Genomic DNA, 21,058 nt, shown 5'->3' on the forward strand with positions numbered 1-21,058 from the left:
CCATGTGCGGCGGGTTATTTCTCCCGCCGCCAGTTGATCGACCCACGGTTTTCCACCGTGCTCGACTCCACTTCCACGTCGAAGCCGCGACGCAGCAGGTACTTCAGCGTGATCACCGAACCGGCACCGACCAGCGACACGCCGTAGCCGACGTACAGCTTGGGCGAGATGTACTTGCCAACACCGATCACCGAGCCGCCCAGCGCGCGCGACTGGCTCACGCCGGCATCGTCCAGGCCCAGCTTGGCGCCCAGCTGCGACGCCAGCAGGTCGCTGCCAGCCGAGAGCGCCGCCGAGGCCGCGTTGACCTGCTGGGCCTGGTCGCTGCTGGCACCGGTCAGGCTGCGGCCCAGCACCAGGTAGGCCAGTGCCTCGGACTGCGACATCGCCGGCTCGGACCACACGTCCGCGCGCGGCTGCTGCGCACGCCCGGTCACGTCGATGCCGGCGGTGACATCACCGATCCGGCGCTCGGCACGGATGTTGATGCGCGGGTCGGACACCGCGTTGTAGTTCCAGGTGAGGTTGCCACGGGTGATGGTCAGGTCCTGCCCATACGCCTTGTAGCGACCACTCACTTCCAGGCCACCATTGGCGGTCATTTCGCGGCCAGGCTTGGCCCAGACCTGCATCTTGCCGGTCAGTGCGCCCTTCAGGCCGAAGCCGGTCATCTTCACCTTGTCACCGAGGCTGACGGTCAGGTCCATGTCCAGCGGCGAGGTGCGCGACTCTTCCGGATCGGCCGGGTCGAGCACCACCACGTCTTCGGACACCGAGGTGCCGCGGTCCAGGCGCTCCAGGTCGATCTCGGCCTCGGGCACGTGCACGGTGCCACGCAGCTCCATCGCTGCCTTGGCCAACGTGAAGTCGAGGTTGGGGTTGGCGACGATGCGCAGCTCGCTGGTGTTGGACAGCAGCACGTTCTCGCCGTGGATCTTCAGCTGCAGCGGTTGTGCATCACCAAACCACGACAGGCCACCATCCACGTACAGCGTGCCCTGGCCCGAGTTGGCCTGCGCGGTGATCTTTGCCGAACCGTCGGGCTGGGCCACGAAGCTGCCCTTGCCCTGGTCGAAGGTCAGGCCCAGCGCGGGGAATTCGCCCTTGAAGTTGCTCAGCTGGGCGTCACCGCCCAGCGATGGCTGGCCGCGCGTACCGCGCAGGCTGACGTGGCCCTCGATCAGGCCGGTCGGGCGCACGATGTCCGGCGAGAACAGCTCCAGCCAGTAAAGTCGCGACATGTTGAGGTAGAGCTCGCCGTTCAGCGGCGCACTGGCCTCCCAGCCGGTCTGCATCCTGGCATCGACGAAGCCGTTGCCCTGGAAGCCCATGCCCAGGTAGCCCTTGATGCTGGCCGGGGTCATGTCGAGCTTGAGCGAGAACTGGTCATAACGCACCAGCTCGCCGCGGGTGGTATCCCCCACGGTGTTGCGGTTCTCGCCCAGGCGCACGCCGCCTTCCTTCGAGCGCACCTCTACATGGCCTTCCCAGGCATTGCCGCGCGGGCGGATCTGCGCGTCCAGGCTGACATCGCCACGCAGGTAGATGCGGCGGCCGGACTGCGGCGGCAGCCACGGCTGCACCAGCGCCAGCGGCAGCGCATCACTGCGCACCACCAGGCCCTCACGCGGCCAGTTGGCCTGTGCGCACAGCGCGCCGCTGCTGGCAGCGGCCAGGCAGGCTTCGGACAGGGTGTAGGTGCTGCCGTTGATCGCGAACGCCGCCGGTGCACGCAACGACCAGGCATCGCCCTTCACCGGTGCGATACGCAGCGACGCCAGTTCGCCGCGCCACTGCGCGCCCTGCTGGCGGACGCTGCCCTGCAGCTCGATCGCGCCCATCTCGTTGCGGGTCTGCGCGGCCAGGCGCAGGTTGGAGACACTGCCCTGCGCATCCACGTTCAAGCGTTCCAGCAGCATGCCGGCGTTGACCTGCTGGCCCTGCACCGCCAGCGTGCCGCTGTCGCCGCGCCATGGCAGGTGGCCCTTGATGCTCACGCTCTCGGCGCCGTAGCCGTCCCAGTGGAGGTTGTTGCCGACCAGGTCGGCAGTGATGTCCGGCGCATCGCGCGGGCCCTTCACCTGTACCTGTCCACGCAGGCCGCCATCGGCGCCGGGCAGCAGATCGCTCAGCTGCAGCGGTTCGAAACGCGCGTCGATGTCGAGGCGATCACCCACCTTGCCCGACGCGGTCACCCGGCTGCTGCCCAGCGACAGCTTCAGATCGCCCTGGCCCTGCGCGCCCTGCAGCGCGAACTTGCCCTGTGCGTCGAGATTGCGCTGGCGCAGTATGCCCTTCAGCGACGGCAGGTCGACCGTGGCTTCCAGCGTGCCGGCCGTGCCCGGCGGCGCGTTTGCCGGCGGCGGCAGCTGGCGGCCCTTGGAGGCCAGGTTGCCGGACAGGCGGCCGTTCCAGCCCGGCACGAAATAGCCGGGGTCGAAGTCCTTCAGCGTGGCCTTGGCATCCCAGTCCAGCTGCGGTGCCCACGCCACCTGGCCTTCCACCTGCAGCTGCCCACCCGGCGTCTGCGCCTGCAGCTGGTGGATCGACGCGGCCTGGTCATTGCCGCGTACGTCGAACTGCAGTTGTGCCTTCTGCTTTTCGCGTTCGACATCGGCACGGCCGATCGCGGCCCACGCCTTCAAGGTACCGGCCAGGCCGAAGCGCGCTTCCTTCAGGGTGACCGGCACCGGTGCGCTGCCGGCCGTGTTCGGATCGGGCGCCGGCACGTAGGTCAGGTCATGGGCGACCACCGAGAAATTGAGTTTCTGCTGGTCTTCCTGGCTGAAGTCGGCGGTGCCTTCCAGCCGTGCCTCACCGCCAAGCCCTTTCACCAGCAGGGGCGACACCTTCAGCACCTGGTCCTGCAGCGACACCACCGACGGTGCCAGCTCCAGCTCCTGATCACCCTGCTTCACCTTGCCACGCAGGTTGGCGTTGCCGCCCTTGCCAGCCGCGGTGAAGTCCAGTGCGAGTGGTGCGATCGCCGAGCTGGCCAGTGCCGGCGACAGCAGCGCCAGATCCAGTTCGTCGCTGCGGATGCTGGCGCTCCAGCTCGGATCGGTGCGGCCATCGAACACCAGCATCGCGTGCAGCGGCTTCGGCGCGCGCCCGGCTACGGCCACTTCCATGTGCGCCAGGTCACCGCGTGCCACCAGCCCCACCGTCGCTGCGGTACGGCCACGCGGGGCCGGCAACACTGCGGTGACGGTCACGTCGGTGTCGTAGTCCTTGGCCGGGATGTAGCGGCCCTGGGCGGTGAAATTGCCCATGTCGCTGTCCACGACCAGTTTGTGCGCCTGGAACTCGCCGTTGGCGATCTCGATGCCACCCCGCACACGGCTGATGTCGATCACCGGCTCGTTGGCCTGGCTGATGCGGAAGCCGTCGATGGCAATGGCATCGGCCTGGATCGCCAGCGGCATTTCGATCTGCGGCAGCGAATCGGGCCACGACGGCAGCTTGAACGGCTCGTCACTCTTGGCCAGGTTCAGCGTGGCGTTGGTCAGCTCCAGCTTGTCCAGCAGCAGCTTGCGGCCCAGCAGCGGACGCAGGTCCGGCTCCAGGTGCGCGCGCTCGGCGTGGAAATGGATGTCGTCGTAGCGGAAGTCGACGTTGTACAGGGTCAGCGGACCGGCCACCGGGCCGTCCACCTTGTCCCAGGTGAAGCTGGCGCCCACCGGCAGCCGCGCCACCACCTGTGCCAACAGCACATCGCGGCCGGCCACGGTCTGCAGCAGCCAGTACACCGCCAGCAACGCCAGCAGCACCAGGCCGATCACGCCCACGCCGGACCACGCCCAGAAGCGGCGGCGGCGGTAGAAACGCACGCGCGGCGGCGGCGTGTTCGGGGTGGGTGCGGGCGTGCTCACAGGTCCGCTCCGATGTTGAGGTAAAGCTGGAACTGCGAATCCGGGTTGTTCAGGCCATGCGCGATATCCACGCGCACCGGGCCCACCGGCGATTTCCAGCGCACGCCGAAGCCGACGCCGGTGTGCAGATCAATGGTGTTGTCGAAGGCGCTGCCGGTATCGACGAACACCGCCGCACCCCAGGGGCCACCATTGAAGTAGTGCTCATACTCGGCCGAGCCGATCACCAGGTTCTTGGCGCCCAGCGCGTACTTGTCCGGTGCCGGGGTCCGCGGGCCCACCTCGCGGTAGGCATAGCCGCGGATGCTGCGGTCGCCACCGGCGAAGTAGCGCAGGCTCGGCGGCATCGCCACCAGGTCACTGGTCCAGGTGGTGCCACCCTCGCCGCGCAGGATCAGGCGGTTGCTTTCGCCCACCGGGATGTACCAGCGCAGCACGGCGTTGGCCTGCACGAAGCTGGTGTCCGAGCCGGCACCTTCAACGCCGGCACGCATCGTCGCAGTACCGCTGATGCCCTTGCGCGGGAACATCTCGTCGTCGACGTTGACGTAGTCGGCAACCATCTGCGGGTACACCAGCGTCGAGGTGTTGTAGACGGCATCGGTGAATTCAGTGCCGGAGGCATAGCGCCAACGCTCGCGCAGTGCGTTGATCGAGGCGATCGCGGTCCAGTGCTCGTTGATCTCGCCGCTGCGGCTGGCGATCAGCTTGAAGTTGCGCAGGTCGATGTAATCGGTCTGCTCGTCATACGCACTGGCGGCGAAGGTGTACCAGCCGTCAAGCCAGTTGAAGGCGGGGATGCGGTAGCTGGTCACCAGGCTCTTGCGCTTCTGCGCATAGTCCAGCTGCGTGTTCATCTTGTGGCCGCGGTTGTTCAGGAACCGCCGCTCGATGCCGCCGCGCACACCCGGGCCACTCTCGCTGCCGTAGCTCAGACCCGCGGTATAAATGGTGCGCTTGGCGCGGGTCAGCTTCACATCCACCGGCACTTCGCCGTTGGCATCGGCCTGGTCGGGCCGTGGCTGGATGTCGATCACGCTGAAGTAGTCCAGCTTGGTCAGCGACTCGCGCAGCCGGTCCAGCTTGCCCTCGTGGAAGTAGCTGCCCTGTTCCCAGTACACCAGCGGGTCGAACAGCTTGTCGACGAAGTAATCCTGCTCGAAACGCACCGGCCCCATGTTGTAGCGGCGGCCGCTGTCCCAGGTCAGGTCGATGTCGGCCGCGTTGTCGGCGCGGGTGATCTGCACCTGGCGCTGGGTGTAGTCGGCATCGAAGTAGCCACGCTCGGCCAGGCGACGGGTGATGGTGATCTTGCTGGCTTCGTACTGCGTGTGCTCGAAGCGCTGGCCCTTGCGGGGCTTGAATGCGGCCAGGTCGTCCTGCAGGTACTGGTCATACATCGCCGGCCCGGTGATGTCGATGTGCTCACGGCGCACGGTCACCGGGGTGCCCTTGTCGACATGGATCAGCACCCGCACATGCTCGTCCTCGCGCGGCGCCTCGACCTTGATCACCGGGTTGTAGTACCCGAAGGGTTCCAGTGCCTGGCGGGTCTGCCGCTCGGCCTGTGACAGCAGGTACTCCAGGCGCGATTCGCCCTGTTCCTTGCCGATCGTGTCGTACAGCGACAGCGATTCCTGGATGTTCTCGATGATCGCGGCGTCGTCGCCCTTGTCCAATCCCTTGATGTCCACCTTGTCGATGGTGCCGCGCGCGTGGGCCACGGAGGTGGCGGCCAGCGACAGGACCATCAGCGGCAGGGCGTATTTCTTTGGCTGCATGCGGCACAGCATACCGACCGAAGGTGACGATGCGAAATGCATCACGTCATTCGGGATCGGTTGTTAAGTGGCGGTCAAAATACGCGCCTTTGTGGCGATCCTCGTGATCGCAGGCGAGGATGCCGGCATCCTGCGCGATGCCGGCAATGATCCCGATGGACATCCACCGACGGCGATCCGGTAGTGCCGGCCGCTGGCCGGCAATCCACAGGTCGATGCGATGCGCGGTGGCAATGCCGGCCAGCGGCCGGCACTACCGATACGGGCATCAGCTCGACAGATGCTCGATCGCTGCCACCTTGCCCAAGCGCTCGCCCAGCATCGTCAGCAGCGCCAGGCGGTTGCCACGCAGCGCCGGATCTTCCGCATTGACCATCACGCCATCGAAGAACGCGTCGACCTGCGGACGCAGGCGCGCCAGGCGTGCCAGCACGGCCACATAGTCCTTCTGGTGCAGGCTGGTGCCGGTGTCGTCGATGGCCGCAGTGACCGCTTCAGCCAGCGCGCGCTCGGCGTCTTCCTGCAGCAGCGCCGGGTCGATCTGGGCCGGAATGTCGCCTTCAGCCTTGCGGAGGATGTTGCGGATGCGCTTGTTGGCCGCAGCCAGCGCCTCGGCTTCCGGCAGCGCGGCGAAGGTGCCGATCGCGTCCAGGCGGCGGTCGAAGTCATACAGCGAGACAGGCTTCAGTTCGGCCACCGCATTGAAGTGCGTGGCTGGCACGTTCTTGTCGCCGTAGTAACCCTTCAGGCGGTCGAGGATGAAGTCGTACAGCTCGCCAACGTCGGCCTGCACGTTGCGTGCGGCCAGGCCGGCGTTGGCGCTGGCCAGCAGCGCGCGCAGGTCCAGCTCGAAGCCGCTTTCGATGATCGTGCGTGCCAGGCCCAGCGCATTGCGGCGCAGCGCGAACGGGTCCTTGTTGCCGGTCGGCTTCAGGCCTGCGGCGAAGCCGCCGGCCAGGGTGTCCACGCGTTCGGCAATGGCCAGGACCTTGCCCAGCGGCGACAGCGCGATGTCATCACCACCGAAGCGCGGCTGGTAGGCCTCGTCGATGGCCAGCGCCACCTCGGCCGATTCGCCACCGGCCACGGCGTAGTGGCGGCCGGCGATGCCCTGCAGCTCCGGGAACTCGTTGACCATGCGCGACTGCAGGTCGTTCTTGGCCAGTTCGGCAGCCCGCCTGGCCTGCGCGGCATCGGCACCGACCTGGGGTGCGATCACTTCGGCCAATGCAGCCACGCGCGCCACCTTGTCGGCCACGCTGCCCAGCTTGGCCTGGTAGGTCACCGTCTTCAGCCCCTCACCCATCGACACCAGGCCCTGCTTCAGGTCCTCGTCGAAGAAGAACTTGGCATCGGCGAAACGCGGACGGATCACCCGCTCGTAGCCCTTGGCCACTTCGGCCACGTTCTTCGATTCGATGTTGGCGATGCCAATGAACTTCTCGGTCAGCGTGCCTGCGGCATCCAGCACCGGGAAGAACTTCTGGTTGATCTCCATCGTCTCGATCAGCGCTTCCTGCGGCACCGCCAGGAACGCGCGCTCGAAGCTGCACAGCACCGCCGACGGCCATTCGACCAGGTTCACCACCTGCTCCAGGTTGTCGTCGGTGATGCGGGCGCTGCCACCGGCCTTGGCCGCAGCGGCCTCGACCTCGGCGACGATGCGCGCGCGGCGCTCGCTCGGGTCGACCAGCACGAACGCGGCGCGCAGCGCTTCAACGTAGTCCTGCGGCTGCGCCAGCGACACCGCCTGGTCATGGTGGAAGCGATGGCCACGGCTGACGCGGCCGGCCTGCAGGCCGAACAGTTCGGCCTCGACCACGTTGGCGCCGTGCAGCAGCACCAGCCAGTGCGCCGGGCGGGCGAAGCCCCAGGCGTGGTCGCCCCAGCGCATCGGCTTGGGAATCGGCATCGCCGCGATCGCCTCGCGCAGGATCTCCGGCAGCAGGCTGGCGGTGCTCGCGCCCGGGGTCACCGCGCGGTGCACGAAGCGCTCACCCTTGTTGTCGGTGGTCTTCTCCAGCGCGGTCCAGTCGATCCCGGCCTTGGCGGCGAAGCCCTGCAGGGCCTTGGTCGGCTGGCCTTCGGCATCCAGCGCGATGTTCAGGTACGGGCCCAGCACTTCGCTGTGCTGTTCCGGCTGTTCCAGGCCGACGCCCGGCAGCAGCACGGCCAGTCGGCGCGGGGTCGACAGCGGGCGTGCATCGCCCAGTTCCAGCGCGACGCCGCGCTTGCGCAGGCCTTCGACGACACCGTCGAAGAACGCCTGGGCCAGGCCCGGCAGCGCCTTGACCGGCAGCTCCTCGGTGCCCAGTTCAATCAGCAGGGGGGACAGTTGGCTCATCGGTTCGATCCTGTGGTGGGGGCGCAGCGCGCGACGCGTCCGGCGCCCCGGAAGTTGAGAGAGGGAGGGAGCGGCCGTCAGGCCTTCTTCGCGCCCGGGAAGCCCAGCTTCTCGCGCTGCTCGTAGTACGCCCTGGCCACCGCCTGGGCCAGCGCGCGCACGCGCAGGATGTAGCGCTGGCGCTCGGTCACGCTGATCGCACGGCGTGCATCGAGCAGGTTGAAGGTATGGCTGGCCTTCATCACCTGCTCGTAGGCCGGCAGCGGCAGGTTCACTTCCACCAGCTTCTGCGCTTCACGCTCGCAGGCATCGAAGCGGTGGAACAGCTCTTCCACGTCGGCGTATTCGAAGTTGTAGGTGCTCTGCTCCACCTCGTTCTGGTGGTAGACGTCGCCGTAGGTCACCGGCTGGCCGTCCGGGCCGTAGGTCCAGACCAGGTCGTAGACGTTGTCGCAGTTCTGCAGGTACATGCACAGGCGCTCGAGACCGTAGGTGATCTCGCCCAGCACCGGGCGGCACTCCAGGCCACCGGCCTGCTGGAAGTAGGTGAACTGGGTCACCTCCATGCCGTTGAGCCAGACTTCCCAGCCCAGGCCCCAGGCACCCAGCGTCGGCGATTCCCAGTTGTCCTCGACGAAGCGCAGGTCGTGCACCAGCGGGTCGATGCCCAGCGCCTTCAGCGAATCCAGGTACAGCTGCTGGATGTTGTCCGGCGCCGGCTTCATCGCCACCTGGTACTGGTAGTAGCGCTGCAGGCGGTTCGGGTTCTCGCCGTAGCGGCCGTCGGTCGGGCGGCGCGAGGGCTGCACGTAGGCCGCGTTCCAGCCTTCCGGACCGATCGCACGCAGGAAGGTGGCCGGGTGGAAGGTACCGGCGCCCACCTCCAGGTCGAGCGGCTGGATGAGCACGCAGCCCTGCTGGGCCCAGAACTGGTTCAGGGTCTGGATCAGGCCCTGGAAGGTGATCGGAACGGTCGGGGTCGCGGACATGCGTACGAGTCTTGGCCGGCAAGGGGGTGCGCTAGTATAACGGCCGACCTGCGGGGCATTCCGTACCCGGGAGGAGCAGGCAGATGGAACATCGGCTGCCGGCAGGCACGCCCGGCGAGGCGGGCGGCGTCCCGCTGCCCTGGGGACGGCTGCATTTCGAGCAGATTGCCGCGGCCCTGGCCGCCGATGGACTGGTGGCCGAGCAGGACCGCGAGCGCATGCGGTTTTCCGCACAGGGCGCGCGCAACGCCAGTGAAGTGCATCCGCTGGTACTGCTGTCCAACCTCAAGCTGGCCGCCATCGGCGGCGGCGAACTGACCCTGGAACGCCTGACCGAGTGGCTGGCGCAGCGCACCGGCAGCCGCTACCTGCGCATCGACCCGACCCGGGTGGACGTCGCCGCGGTCACCGCGCTGGTGTCGCATGCCTACGCCCGCCGCCACCGCTTCCTGCCATTGGCAGTGGATGCCGAGCGCGTGCTGGTAGCCACCAGCGAGCCGCTGGTGCAGGAATGGCGTCGTGACCTGCAGCACCTGACCCGCCGCCGCATCGAGCTGGCGGTGGTCAATCCGCTGGACCTCCACCGCTACACCATGGAGTTCTACGGGGTGACCCGCTCGGTGCGCGGTGCCCGTGGCGATGTGCGCGGCGAGGCCAGCACCACCCTGCCCAGCTTCGAGCAGCTGGTGGAGCTGGGCCGCACCGGCGACGTCAATGCCGACGACCAGCACATCGTGCACATCGTCGACTGGCTGCTGCAGTACGCCTACGAACAGCGCGCCTCGGACATCCACCTGGAGCCGCGCCGCGAGATGGGGCGCATGCGCTTCCGCATCGACGGCGTGCTGCACAAGGTGTTCGAAGTACCGCCGGCGGTGATGACCGCGGTGGTCAGCCGCATCAAGGTGCTGGGCCGCATGGACCTGGCCGAGCGCCGGCGCCCGCAGGATGGCCGCATCAAGACCCGCTCGCCGGGTGGCCGCGAGGTCGAGATGCGCCTGTCGACCATGCCCACCGCCTTCGGCGAGAAGTGCGTGATGCGCATCTTCGACCCGGATGCCGCGTTCAAGAGCATCGACCAGCTCGGTTTCAGCCCGCAGGAGGCCGCCGGCTGGAATGCGCTGGTCGAGCGCCCGCACGGCATCGTGCTGGTCACCGGCCCGACCGGCTCGGGCAAGACCACCACCCTGTATTCCACGCTGAAGCGGCTGGCCACGCCGGACGTGAACGTGTGCACGGTGGAGGATCCGATCGAGATGATCGCGCCCGAGTTCAACCAGATGCAGGTGCAGGCCAACATCGACCTGGACTTCGCCAGCGGCGTGCGCACCCTGCTGCGGCAGGACCCGGACATCATCATGATCGGCGAGATCCGCGACCTGGAGACCGCACAGATGGCGGTGCAGGCCTCGCTGACCGGCCACCTGGTGCTGTCCACCCTGCATACCAACGACGCGCCCTCGGCGGTCACCCGCCTGCTCGACCTGGGCGTGCCGCATTACCTGCTGGCCAGCACCCTCAACGGCATCCTCGCCCAGCGCCTGGTGCGCACGCTGTGCCCGCACTGCAAGCAGCCGCACAGCCTCGGCGCGGCCGATTGGGCGGTGCTGGCTGATAGCCATGCTGCATATCCAGATGCCGCCACGCCCTGTCGGCCGGTCGGTTGCCTGGAATGCCGGCGCACCGGATTCCTCGGCCGCATCGGCCTGTATGAGTTGCTGCCATTGGGTTCGCGGCTGCGCGGGCAGATCCGCGCCGACATGGACCTGGCCGGTTTCACCCGTGCCGCGCGGGCTGAAGGGCTGCGAACCCTGCGCCAGGCCGGGCTTGAAAAGGTGGCGCAGGGGCTGACTACAATCGAGGAAGTCCTGTCAGTGCTGCCGCCCCCGGATGAACCCAGCCCCGTTCCTGATCCTTGAAACCGGCCGACCGGTGCCGTCATTGCGCCGCTACGGGCGCTTTCCGCACTGGATCCGCGTCGCCGCCGGGCTGGAAGAACACGAGACGGTGGTGGTCGATGTCGAGCACGGTGGCGCCCTGCCCGACCCTCATGCCTTCGCCGGCGTGCTGGTGACCGGCTCGGCCGCCTTCGTCACCGACCATGCCGACTGGAGCGAGCGCAGCGCCGCGTGGCTGCGCCAGACCGCCCACGACGACCTGCCGGTATTCGGCATCTGCTACGGCCATCAGCTGCTGGCACATGCGCTGGGTGGCGAGGTGGCCTACAACCCGGCCGGCCGCGAGTCCGGCACGATCGAACTGGAACTGCAGCCGCAGGCCGCGCAGGACCCGCTGTTCCAGGGCCTGCCGCAGCACTTTGCCGCCCATGCCACCCATCTGCAGACCGTGCTGCGCGCGCCCGATGGTGCCGAGGTGCTGGCCCGTTCACCGCTGGATGGCTGCCATGCCTTCCGCTGGGGCCGCCAGGCCTGGGGCGTGCAGTTCCATCCGGAGTTCGCCACCCACCACATGCGTGGCTACGTGCGTGCCCGCGCCGACTGCATCGGCCGCCACGGCGGCTGCGCCCGCAGCATCGAGCGCGCGGTCAGTGCCGCGCCGCTGGCCCGCCAGCTGTTGCGCCGCTTCGTCCGCCAGGCACGGCTGTCTTCAGCCCAGCCGGTGGCAAAACAGGGATAATTGGCGGCACGGGCAGCCGCCCGGCCCCCTCCTGTCCTTCCCGGATGTCCATGAAAGAGATTCGCAAGCTGCCGGCTTCGGCGGGCGCCCAGTGGTTGCTGGATACGTTCTCGCTGTACCGGCGTGCGCCGCTGCAGCTGGCCCGGATCGGCCTGACCTGGCTGCTGGTGAGCTGGGTGGTCACGCTGTTGTCGACGCTGATTCCCGGCGCTGCCGGCATGGCCGTGCAGCTTATGACGCTGGCCATTTCGCCGATCATGTTCGGCGGCATGCTGTATGCCGTGGGCGAGATCGATGAAGGCCGCCCGGGCCTGGCCTCGCACCTGCTGCAGCCGATCCGCGACCACCGCGTCAGCCACCTGCTGGTGCCGCTGGCGATCCAGGTGCTGGCGGTGCTGCTGCTGGGCGCGCTGCTGTTCCTGATGATCGGCCGCGAGGGCTTCACCGCCTTCAGCGAGGTCATGACCAAGATGGAAGAGATCAGCCGCAGTGGCCAGCAGATCAAGCCGGATGACGCGGCCGCGCTGGTCGCCAACCTGCCGGCCAAGCGCATCGCGCTGTGGATGCTGCTGGTGTTCCTGAGTGCGGTCGCGCTGTCGCTGGCAATGTTCACCCAGCCGGCGCTGGTGGTGTTCGACAAGCAGAGCGGCATGCATGCGCTGCGCCTGAGCCTGCAGGGCTGCATCGAGAACATCGGCGCGATGTTCGTGTTCGCCGTACTCGGCCTGATCGCCGCGTTCTGCATGTACATCCTGTTCGTGATCGTGATCCAGATCGCGATGCTGATCGGCGGCCCGCTGGCCGCCGCCTTCATCGCCCAGCTGGTACTGACCACGGTGCTGATGCCGCTGTATGTCGGCGCGGTCTACGCCGCGTGGAAACAGATGTTCGTGCACCGCGGCAGCCGCGCGGCGCCGCCGATCCCGACCACGCCGACCTCCAGCGACGTGTTCCACGCCTGACCAGAACGCAGGTAGATCCACGCCATGCGTGGATAGAAAAGGGGACGGAGGGGATTAAGTCGTTTTTGCCTTTAACGACATAATCCCCTCCGTCCCCTTTTTGTCTTTCAGGCGGCGGGCTTCTTCACTACCGACGACGGCACCAGCCAGCGTGCGGCGTGGATGCCCAGCTCGTACAGCAGGCACATCGGAATCGCCAGCATCAGCTGCGACACCACGTCCGGCGGGGTCAGCACCGCCGCCAGCACGAAGATGCCGACGATCGCGTAGCCGCGGCCTTCCTTGAACTGCTGCGGCGTCACCCAGCCCAGCAGCACCAGGATCACCATCGCCACCGGCAGTTCGAAACTGCCACCAAAGGCGAAGAAGATCGCCAGCACGAAGTCCAGATAGGCATTCGCATCCGGTGTGATTGCGATCACGTCCGGGCTGAAGGTGGTGAGGAAGTGGAACACCGCCGGCAGCACCAGGAAATACGCAAAGGCGCAACCGGTGTAGAACAGCAGCACCGATGACACCAGCAGCGGCACCGCCAGGCGCTTCTCGCGTGCATACAGACCGGGCGCGACGAACGCCCACAGCTGGTACAGCAGCCACGGTACCGCCACGAACAACGCGACGAAGAAGGTCAGCTTCAGCGGTGCGAAGAAGGCACCGGCCGGGTTGGTGGCGATCATCGTCTGCCCGTTCGGCAGCTGCGAGACCAGCGGTTCGGCCAGCGCGTTGTAGAGCTTCTGGGTGAACGGCAACAACGCCAGCAGCACCACGCCCAGGCCCAGCAATGCGCGCACAAGCCGGCCGCGCAGTTCCACCAGGTGCTCTACCAGCGAGCTCTCGCCGAAATCCTGTTCACTCATGGCTGGCGCTCCGTGCTCTGCGCCGGCGGCGGCGTACCAGCTTCAGCGGGCGCGGCCGAAACCGGCTCGGCGGCACCACCGTCCTGCGCTGGTTCAACGGCATCGGGCGCGGCGCTCATGTGCGGCGGCAGATCCGCGGGCGCCGGTGCACGGACTTGCTGCACCAGGTCATCGCCCTGCTGCTGCGCCTGCTGGGCTTCGCGACGGATCGCTTCACCGCTGGCGCGCAGCTGGTTCTCGGTGTCCTGCATGCCCTGGCGCACATCCTGCATCTGCCGCTTGATGTCCTCGGCCTGCAGTTCGCGCTCCAGTTCCTGTTTCACCGAATCCCATTGATTGCGGGCGCGACGCACCCACAGGCCGGCGAAGCGGGCCGCCTTGGGCAGGCGCTCGGGACCGAGCACCACCAGGGCGACCACTGCAATCACCAGCAGTTCGCTGAAGCCGATATCGAACACCGCAACCGCTCCGGATCAGCGAGCGTTACGGTCGTGCTCGTCCTGCGCGGTGCGCGACGCGTCCTGGCTGCGCGACTCATCGCCCAGCTGCGCGTTCGGCTTGTCCTCGTCGCGCATGCCCTTCTTGAATTCCTTGACCGCCGAACCGAGGTCCTTGGCGCCGCTGGTCAGGCGCTTGGTGCCGAACACCAGCAGGACGATGGCCAGCACGACCAACCAATGCCAGATGCTGAAACTGCCCATAAAGACGCTCGTTACGTTAGTGATCAGGCTGTCGAGCATAGCGCACCGGCTGTCAGCCGGCGCGCGTGACGAAAGTCAGTTTCCGCCCAGCGTTTCCGTACGGATCTCGCCGTCATTCACCGGCTGGAAGCCCTGCTGCTGCGGCGGCGGGTTCTGCGGCACGTTCTGCAGCGGCGCGGTGGTGGCCTCAGCCGGCGCAGCCGGTGCTGCCTGAACAGGCGCCGGAGCAGCTGCCGGGGCGGCAGCCGGGCGCGGCGCGCTGCCGCCGTTGCCGCTGCGGTTGTTGCGCGCCGCGTAGGTGGCCTCTTCCAGGCGATCGCGGAAGGCGACCACATCCATCGACGGCGAACCGGCGGCGCGGCCTTCGAAGATCATCCGCGGCGTGGTGTTGCTGCCGTAGGCGTCCAGATTGGCGGCATCGTCGATCTGCAGCACCGCGCCATCCAGCGCGACGCCGGCAAACAGGCCGCGGGCGCGCGACCAGGACCAGATCTCGGCCTTCAGCTGGCCGTCGGTGGCCGCGGCGGCGTTGCGGCCCACCGGACCGGCGGCGACGCCAGCGTCGGCACCCAGCGTGAACTTGCCGTTGACCAGGTTGTCCAGGCTGCGGTCGTTGCGGAACACCAGCACCACATCGGAGGACTGCACGCCGGCCTGGAAGCCGATGCTGCCGCCGGTGAGCTTCACGAACACCGGGTTGGACCAGGCGCCGTTGGGCATGCGCACCGACATCAGGCCGTGGCCACGACGACCGCCAATGACCAGACCGGCCTTGATCGTGTCGGGAATGACGATGACCGCGCGGCCTTCGTCCAGCAATTTATCCGGAATGCCCTGTTCAGGGATTTCCTGGATTTCAGCCAGCACGCGCACGGCATTGCGCGCACGCTGGTCTTCCTGCGGCCCGGCCATGGCCTGGCTGGACAGCAGGCTGGCGGCGATCAGCAGGGCTTGGATCGGGCGACGCATGGCAGGCTCCAGAAGTCAGTCCATAGGAAGATATAGCAAGTGACTGAAATTAGTAGCGTTGTCATGAATCCCCAATGAGCGTTCCCTGCTCACATTGATGCGCGCTATGCCTGCAATCCGAACCCTGCATCCCGGCGCGACACCGGATCGGCGACAATACCGCCCATGCTCGACGCACCCGATACCGCCGTGCTGGCGGTCAACCTAGGCACGCCCGAGACGCCGACGGCCCCCGCCGTACGCCGTTACCTGGCTGAATTCCTGTCCGACCGCCGCGTGGTCGCGATCCCGCCACTGCTGTGGCAGCCGCTGCTGCGCGGACTGATCCTGCCCCTGCGCAGCAGTCGTTCGGCGGCCAAGTACGCCCAGGTCTGGCTGCCCGACGGCTCACCGCTGATGGTGCATACGCGCCAGCTGGCGCAGGCCATGCAGGCCCTGTTGCCGACGCTGACAGTGCGCCATGCGATGCGTTACGGCGAACCGGCGCTGGCCAGCGAGCTCGACCGCCTGGCAGCCGACGGTGCGCGCCGCATCGTGGTGCTGCCGCTGTATCCGCAGTACTCCACCACCACCACTGCCTCGGTTGAAGACCGCGTCGATGCCTGGCAGCGCCGCAATCCTGGCGTGACCGTCAGCCTGGTGCGCGACTATTCGGTCGATCCGGGCTGGGTCGAGGCCGTGGCCGGCTCGATCCGTCGCTACTGGGAACAGCACGGTCGCGGCCAGATGCTGATGTTCTCCTTCCACGGCATCCCGCAGCGCCTGGCCGATGCCGGCGATCCGTATCCGCAGCGCTGCGAGGCCAGCGCACAGGCCATCGCCAAGGCGCTGGAACTGGGCAGGGACGAGTGGCAGATGGGTTACCAGTCGCGTTTCGGCCGCGAGCGCTGGCTGCAGCCGTATGCCGAGCCCAGCCTGTGGGCGCTGGCCGAATCCGGCGTGAAGCAGATCGACGTGGTGTGCCCCGGCTTCGCCACCGACTGCCTGGAGACGCTGGAGGAAGTCGCGCTGGGGTTCACCGAAACACTGGCCGAGCGCGGTGCGACGATGCGCTACATCCCCTGCCTCAACGCCGAACCGGAGCACGCACGCGCGCTTGCGCGGCTGGCCGTGGCCTCGCTGGCATGAGTCTGCAACCGTTTGAACTGGAGGTCGGTGGCGCGCGCGTCGCCGGCCTGCGCAACCACGGCGATGGCCCGCGCGTGCTGGCCCTGCACGGCTGGCTCGACAACGCGGCCAGCTTCGTGCCGCTGGCGCCGCATCTGTCGTCGCTGCAGCTGGTTACCATCGACCTGCCCGGTCATGGCCACAGCGCGCATCTGCCGGCCGGTGCCAGCTACACCACGGCCGCCGCGATCTGCCACGTGCTCGACGTCGCCGATGCACTGGGCTGGGACCGCTTCAACCTGCTCGGCCATTCGATGGGTGCCGGCATCGCCAGCCTCACCGCCTCGGTCAGTGATCGCGTCGAGCGCCTGGTGGCGATCGAAGCGCTCGGCGGCCTGCGCGGCCCCGAGGAAGAAACCGCCAACCGCCTGCGCGAGCATGTGAATGCCACGCGCGCACTGGCACGCAAGCAGCTGCGCGTGTTCCCCGACCTCGCCGCGCCGATCCGCGCACGGATGATGACCAACCAGCTCAGCGAGCACTGTGCACGGCTGCTGGTCGAGCGCGGCGTGGAACCGGTCGAGGGTGGCTACCGCTGGTGCAGCGATCCGCGCCTGATGCTGCCCACTGCGATCCGTCTCAGCGAAGGCCAGATCGACAACCTGCTGCAGGCCATAGCCTGCCCGACGCAGGTGATCTATGCCACGCCAGCGCAGTCCTACTACCCCGAGCCGATGCGCAGCGATCGCCTGCAGCACCTGCGCGATGGGCGGTTGGCGGTGTTTCCCGGCAACCATCACCTGCACATGGAAGATCCGGAACAGATCGCAGGCGTGATCCTGCGCTTCTTCAGCAACGACAACGCGGGCTGAGCAAAGGTATCCGCGCGCTTCACTCTGCGCGTCTGCGGCCGATACATCAGTTGCGGGCCCCTGCGTCCGCAGCACGCAGGTCCGGTCGGGCCTGCGGCGTGTGTCTGATTCTGCAAGGAAGTCCGCATGCCTGCTCCATTGCACCGTCACCCACAGGATGTGGCCGCGGTGTCCCGTCTCCGCGTCGCTGATCGCGTCGCATTCCCCGAATTCCCGGCTCGCGCCCTGGTCACGCACTCCTGCGTGCGCCGCGGCGTGGCCGTTGTCGTCTGCTGATCCAGGAGTCGCCGATGTCCGTTGCATCCTCCCGTCCCCCCGATACCGCCCGCCTGCCGCACCTGCAGCAGCTCGCGCACCGCGCTGACCGCCGCCTGCTGATCGGCAGCGCGGTACTGGCCTTGGCTGGCCTGGCGCTGGCCCTGCGCGGCCCGCAGGTGCAGGCCGCCGCGTTGGCGGCCGTCGCCGTGCTGCCAGCCGCGTGGTTGGGCGGGGCCCAGGCGGGCCGGGCCATCGCCCGCAACGGTCTGGCGTTGCTGTTGTCGCTGCAGCTGGCCGTGTTGTGCGCGATCATCAGCCTGTCGCCGGCATTGCCGATTGCCCTGCTGCTGGGCGTGCTGCTGGGCCATCGCGATCGCCTTCCGGTGTGGCTGGCCGGTGGCGTCGGTACGCTCGCCCTGCTGGCACCGCTACAGGGCGGTGCCGCGCTGTGGCCGACGCTGCTGCAGGCCGGCATGCTCGCGGGCCTGACCCTGTTCCTCGGCCAGGTCGCACTGCGCCTTCGGCAGCAGACCGAGGCCCTTGGCCACGGCCCGCGTCGGCTTGCCGCGCTCGCACGCGATATCGCCACCGGTGCCGATCTTGGCGCGCATGCCGATACCGGCGCCTATGCGCCGGGTTCACTGGCCCACGCCCTGGCCGACACTGCACGCCACGTGCAGGCCCAGCGTGGGCGCGAAGCCGCGTCACATGCCGAGAACGCGCAGATCCGCCAGGCCCTCGATGCCTCGCGCACCGCGATGATGATCGCCGACAACGACCATGTGATCCGCTACGTGAACCGCTCGGTGGTGGCACTGCTGCGCAACCAGCAGGCGACGTTGCGACAGGCCTTCCCCGATTTCGACGCCGAGCGCCTGGTCGGCAGCAGCATCCATCGTTTCCACGCCAACCCGGACCGCATCCGCGCGATCCTCAACGGCCTGCAGGTAGCGCACAACGGCAAGGTGCAGATCGGCCCGGTGCACTTCGCGCAGGTGGTCACACCGGTGTTCGACGCGCAGGGCGTGCGCCTGGGCTTCGCCGTGGAATGGCATGACCGCACGCATGAGCTCGCGCTGGAGAATGCCGTAGCCGGCATCGTCGCAGCGGCAGCGGCCGGTGACCTCGACCAGCGCCTGCAGGCCACTGAAGGCGCCAGCTTCCTCGATGGCCTGACCGGTGGCATCAACCAGCTGCTCGATACGCTCGGCAGCACCGTCAACGAAGTACGGCAGATGCTCTCGGCACTGGCCAACGGCGATCTGGATCGGCGCATGCACGGCGAGTATCACGGCGCCTTCGCTGCCATCCAGCGCGATGCCAATGCCACGGCCGGGCAGTTGGCACGCATGGTCGGCCGCATCCAGGAATGCGCGGCGTCGATCAGTACCGCCGCCAGCGAGATTGCCGCCGGCAACGGCGCGTTGTCCGAGCGCAGCGAGCGCCAGGCAGCGCACCTGCAGGAGACCGCAGCATCGATGGAGGAACTGACCGCCACCGTGCGCCAGAACGCCGCCCATGCGCGTGAGGCCAGTGCGTTGGCCGCCTCCACGCAGAACGCTGCCAGTGACGGCAACACGGCCATGCAGCGGGTGGTGGATACCATGCAGGCCATCGAAGGTGCCTCGAAGCGGATTGGCGACATCACCGGCGTCATCGACGGCATTGCCTTCCAGACCAATATCCTGGCGTTGAACGCAGCGGTGGAGGCGGCACGCGCCGGCGAGCAGGGCCGAGGCTTTGCCGTGGTGGCCAGCGAGGTGCGCGTGCTGGCGCAGCGTTCGGCGGCGGCCGCACAGGAGATCAGGAAGCTGATCGACGAAGCGGGCCGGCAGGTGGGCGAAGGTGCCCAGCTGGTGGCCGATGCCGGCCAGCGCATGCAGGGAATTGTCGGCGGCGTGGAGGATGTCAGCCACCTGATGCGCGAGATTTCCGCGGCGTCGCAGGAGCAGTCGATCGGTATCGAGCAGATCAACCAGACCGTGGTGCAGATGGATCAGGCCACGCAGCAGAATGCGGCGCTGGTGGAAGAAGCCACCGCTGCCGCACGCGAGCTGCAGAACCAGGCCGGCACATTGACCGAAGCAGTCTCGGTATTCCGCCAGCAGGAACCGCTCGAGGTCTCGCGGGTCGCCTGACCCTGGCCTTCCATTCGAGTTTGATCAGGACGGCGCCCGCAGGGCGCCGTCTTTTTATGCGTGACCTGCCCCTGGTAGTGCCGGCCGCTGGCCGGCAACCGATTGCTGTGTGGGCCTGCTGTTGGTAGCGGCCAACCTTGGTTGGCACCGCTGCTCCTCGCAGGGGGTATCCACGCATGGCGTGGATCTACCGGGCGATGTAATGCCATCGGGTTGCCGGCCAGCGGCCGGCACTACCCGGTGTTTACCGCGCACAAAGTTGCCGGCTGCTGGCCGGCAATCGATTGCTGTGCGGGCCTGCTGTTGGTAGCGGCCAACCTTGGTTGGCGCCTTGGCTCCTCGCAGAGGGCATCCACACATGGCGTGGATCTACCGGGTGATGTAATGCCATCGGGTGCCGGCCAGCGGCCGGCACTACCCGCATTTACTGCGCACAAAGAAAAACCCCGCTGCGTTAGCAGCGGGGTTTTGGGTGTAAACCCTGGCGATGACCTACTCTCGCATGGCTTGAGCCACACTACCATCGGCGCAGCTGCGTTTCACTTCCGAGTTCGGGATGGGATCGGGTGGTTCCACAGCGCTAATTTCACCAGGGAGGCGGTTGGAGCGTCGCCATCCGATACAGCTGGATAAGGCGCCTGCCTCTCATAGTTCTTGTGACGTAGCGTGCACTTGGATGCTCTTACGACGCTGTCGTAAAGCCAAGGCAACTTGAGGTTATATGGTCAAGCCGCACGGATCATTAGTATCAGTTAGCTCAATACATTGCTGTACTTACACACCTGACCTATCAACCACGTAGTCTACATGGTTCCTTCAGCGGGCTTGTGCCCCGGGAGATCTCATCTTGAGGCGCGCTTCCCGCTTAGATGCTTTCAGCGGTTATCGCTTCCGAACATAGCTACCCGGCAATGCCACTGGCGTGACAACCGGAACACCAGAGGTTCGTCCACTCCGGTCCTCTCGTACTAGGAGCAGCCCCTCTCAAATCTCCAACGCCCATGGCAGATAGGGACCGAACTGTCTCACGACGTTCTGAACCCAGCTCGCGTACCACTTTAAATGGCGAACAGCCATACCCTTGGGACCGACTACAGCCCCAGGATGTGATGAGCCGACATCGAGGTGCCAAACACCGCCGTCGATATGAACTCTTGGGCGGTATCAGCCTGTTATCCCCGGAGTACCTTTTATCCGTTGAGCGATGGCCCTTCCATACAGAACCACCGGATCACTAAGTCCTAGTTTCCTACCTGCTTGATCCGTCGATCTTGCAGTCAAGCACGCTTATGCCTTTGCACACAGTGCGCGATGTCCGACCGCGCTGAGCGTACCTTCGAGCTCCTCCGTTACTCTTTAGGAGGAGACCGCCCCAGTCAAACTACCCACCATACACGGTCCCCGACCCAGATAATGGGCCCAGGTTAGAACGTCAAGCACGACAGGGTGGTATTTCAAGGATGGCTCCACCACAGCTAGCGCCATGGTTTCATAGCCTCCCACCTATCCTACACAGACGAACTCAACGTTCAGTGTAAAGCTATAGTAAAGGTTCACGGGGTCTTTCCGTC

14 protein-coding genes and 2 rRNA genes (1 of these 16 running past the window's edge) are annotated in these 21,058 nt (G+C 67.1%); 6 read left to right on the top strand and 10 right to left on the bottom strand.

Annotated features, from left to right (window positions below):
• Positions 1-14 precede the first annotated feature (14 nt).
• The 4 genes from CKW06_RS23060 to glyQ all read right to left on the bottom strand — a co-directional run bounded on the left by CKW06_RS23060 (position 15) and on the right by glyQ (position 8,986).
• Complete coding sequence (locus CKW06_RS23060; RefSeq protein ID WP_024957782.1) at positions 15-3,872, bottom strand: translocation/assembly module TamB domain-containing protein; 3,858 nt, start codon at positions 3,870-3,872, stop codon at positions 15-17.
• Positions 3,869-5,665, bottom strand: a complete 1,797-nt coding sequence (locus CKW06_RS23065) for an autotransporter assembly complex protein TamA (RefSeq protein WP_024957781.1) — start codon at positions 5,663-5,665, stop codon at positions 3,869-3,871. The genes CKW06_RS23060 and CKW06_RS23065 overlap by 4 nt, the downstream gene beginning before the upstream one ends.
• 256 nt (positions 5,666-5,921) lie before the next feature.
• The gene (gene glyS / locus CKW06_RS23070) at positions 5,922-7,997 is read right to left on the bottom strand and encodes a glycine--tRNA ligase subunit beta (protein ID WP_024957780.1); all 2,076 of its coding nucleotides are present in this window, start codon (positions 7,995-7,997) and stop codon (positions 5,922-5,924) included.
• A 77-nt stretch (positions 7,998-8,074) separates the two neighbouring features.
• Positions 8,075-8,986, bottom strand: coding sequence for a glycine--tRNA ligase subunit alpha (gene glyQ / locus CKW06_RS23075; RefSeq protein WP_024957779.1), 912 nt, complete (start codon positions 8,984-8,986; stop codon positions 8,075-8,077).
• Between the two features lie 83 nt (positions 8,987-9,069).
• Here glyQ and CKW06_RS23080 point away from each other — a divergent pair, with 83 nt between their 5' ends.
• From CKW06_RS23080 to CKW06_RS23090, 3 genes are read left to right on the top strand one after another with little or no spacing between them, the layout of a single operon-like run.
• The gene (locus tag CKW06_RS23080; RefSeq protein WP_024957778.1) at positions 9,070-10,905 is read left to right on the top strand and encodes a GspE/PulE family protein; all 1,836 of its coding nucleotides are present in this window, start codon (positions 9,070-9,072) and stop codon (positions 10,903-10,905) included.
• Positions 10,877-11,623 carry a glutamine amidotransferase gene (locus tag CKW06_RS23085; RefSeq protein ID WP_012481650.1) on the top strand — a complete coding sequence of 249 codons (747 nt, stop codon included), beginning with the start codon at positions 10,877-10,879 and terminating at the stop codon, positions 11,621-11,623. Before CKW06_RS23080 ends, CKW06_RS23085 begins: the two co-directional genes overlap by 29 nt.
• Before the next feature lie 50 nt (positions 11,624-11,673).
• Positions 11,674-12,585 carry a BPSS1780 family membrane protein gene (locus CKW06_RS23090; RefSeq protein ID WP_024957777.1) on the top strand — a complete coding sequence of 304 codons (912 nt, stop codon included), beginning with the start codon at positions 11,674-11,676 and terminating at the stop codon, positions 12,583-12,585.
• Between the two features lie 107 nt (positions 12,586-12,692).
• Here CKW06_RS23090 and tatC read toward each other — a convergent pair whose 3' ends face one another.
• From tatC to CKW06_RS23110, 4 genes are all read right to left on the bottom strand, one after another.
• Complete coding sequence (gene tatC, locus CKW06_RS23095) at positions 12,693-13,442, bottom strand: twin-arginine translocase subunit TatC (protein WP_005411675.1); 750 nt, start codon at positions 13,440-13,442, stop codon at positions 12,693-12,695.
• On the bottom strand, positions 13,439-13,900 hold the full coding sequence (gene tatB, locus CKW06_RS23100; protein ID WP_024957776.1) for a Sec-independent protein translocase protein TatB: 462 nt from the start codon (positions 13,898-13,900) through the stop codon (positions 13,439-13,441). Before tatB ends, tatC begins: the two co-directional genes overlap by 4 nt.
• A 15-nt stretch (positions 13,901-13,915) precedes the next feature.
• Complete coding sequence (gene tatA / locus CKW06_RS23105) at positions 13,916-14,143, bottom strand: Sec-independent protein translocase subunit TatA (protein WP_005420453.1); 228 nt, start codon at positions 14,141-14,143, stop codon at positions 13,916-13,918.
• A gap of 75 nt (positions 14,144-14,218) precedes the next feature.
• Positions 14,219-15,112 (bottom strand): lipid-binding SYLF domain-containing protein, encoded by an 894-nt coding sequence (locus tag CKW06_RS23110; protein WP_024957775.1) that lies wholly within the window; start codon positions 15,110-15,112, stop codon positions 14,219-14,221.
• A gap of 165 nt (positions 15,113-15,277) precedes the next feature.
• Between CKW06_RS23110 and hemH the strand changes: the two genes are divergently transcribed.
• The 3 genes from hemH (at position 15,278) to CKW06_RS23125 (ending at position 19,487) form a co-directional block, all read left to right on the top strand.
• The gene (hemH, locus tag CKW06_RS23115) at positions 15,278-16,240 is read left to right on the top strand and encodes a ferrochelatase (protein WP_012481653.1); all 963 of its coding nucleotides are present in this window, start codon (positions 15,278-15,280) and stop codon (positions 16,238-16,240) included.
• Positions 16,237-17,091 carry an alpha/beta fold hydrolase gene (locus CKW06_RS23120; protein WP_024957773.1) on the top strand — a complete coding sequence of 285 codons (855 nt, stop codon included), beginning with the start codon at positions 16,237-16,239 and terminating at the stop codon, positions 17,089-17,091. Before hemH ends, CKW06_RS23120 begins: the two co-directional genes overlap by 4 nt.
• Positions 17,092-17,381: 290 nt before the next feature.
• Entirely contained in the window at positions 17,382-19,487 is a 2,106-nt protein-coding gene (locus CKW06_RS23125) for a methyl-accepting chemotaxis protein (protein ID WP_024957772.1), read from the top strand.
• Positions 19,488-19,966: 479 nt separating this feature from the next.
• Here CKW06_RS23125 and rrf read toward each other — a convergent pair.
• Together rrf and CKW06_RS23135 are read right to left on the bottom strand one after the other, a co-directional pair.
• Positions 19,967-20,081 (bottom strand): 5S ribosomal RNA (rrf, locus tag CKW06_RS23130).
• Between the two features lie 127 nt (positions 20,082-20,208).
• Positions 20,209-21,058, bottom strand: a 23S ribosomal RNA gene (locus CKW06_RS23135) (it continues 2,030 nt past the right edge of the window).

It is taken from the genome of Stenotrophomonas maltophilia (genome assembly GCF_900186865.1).
Classification (GTDB): domain Bacteria; phylum Pseudomonadota; class Gammaproteobacteria; order Xanthomonadales; family Xanthomonadaceae; genus Stenotrophomonas; species Stenotrophomonas maltophilia.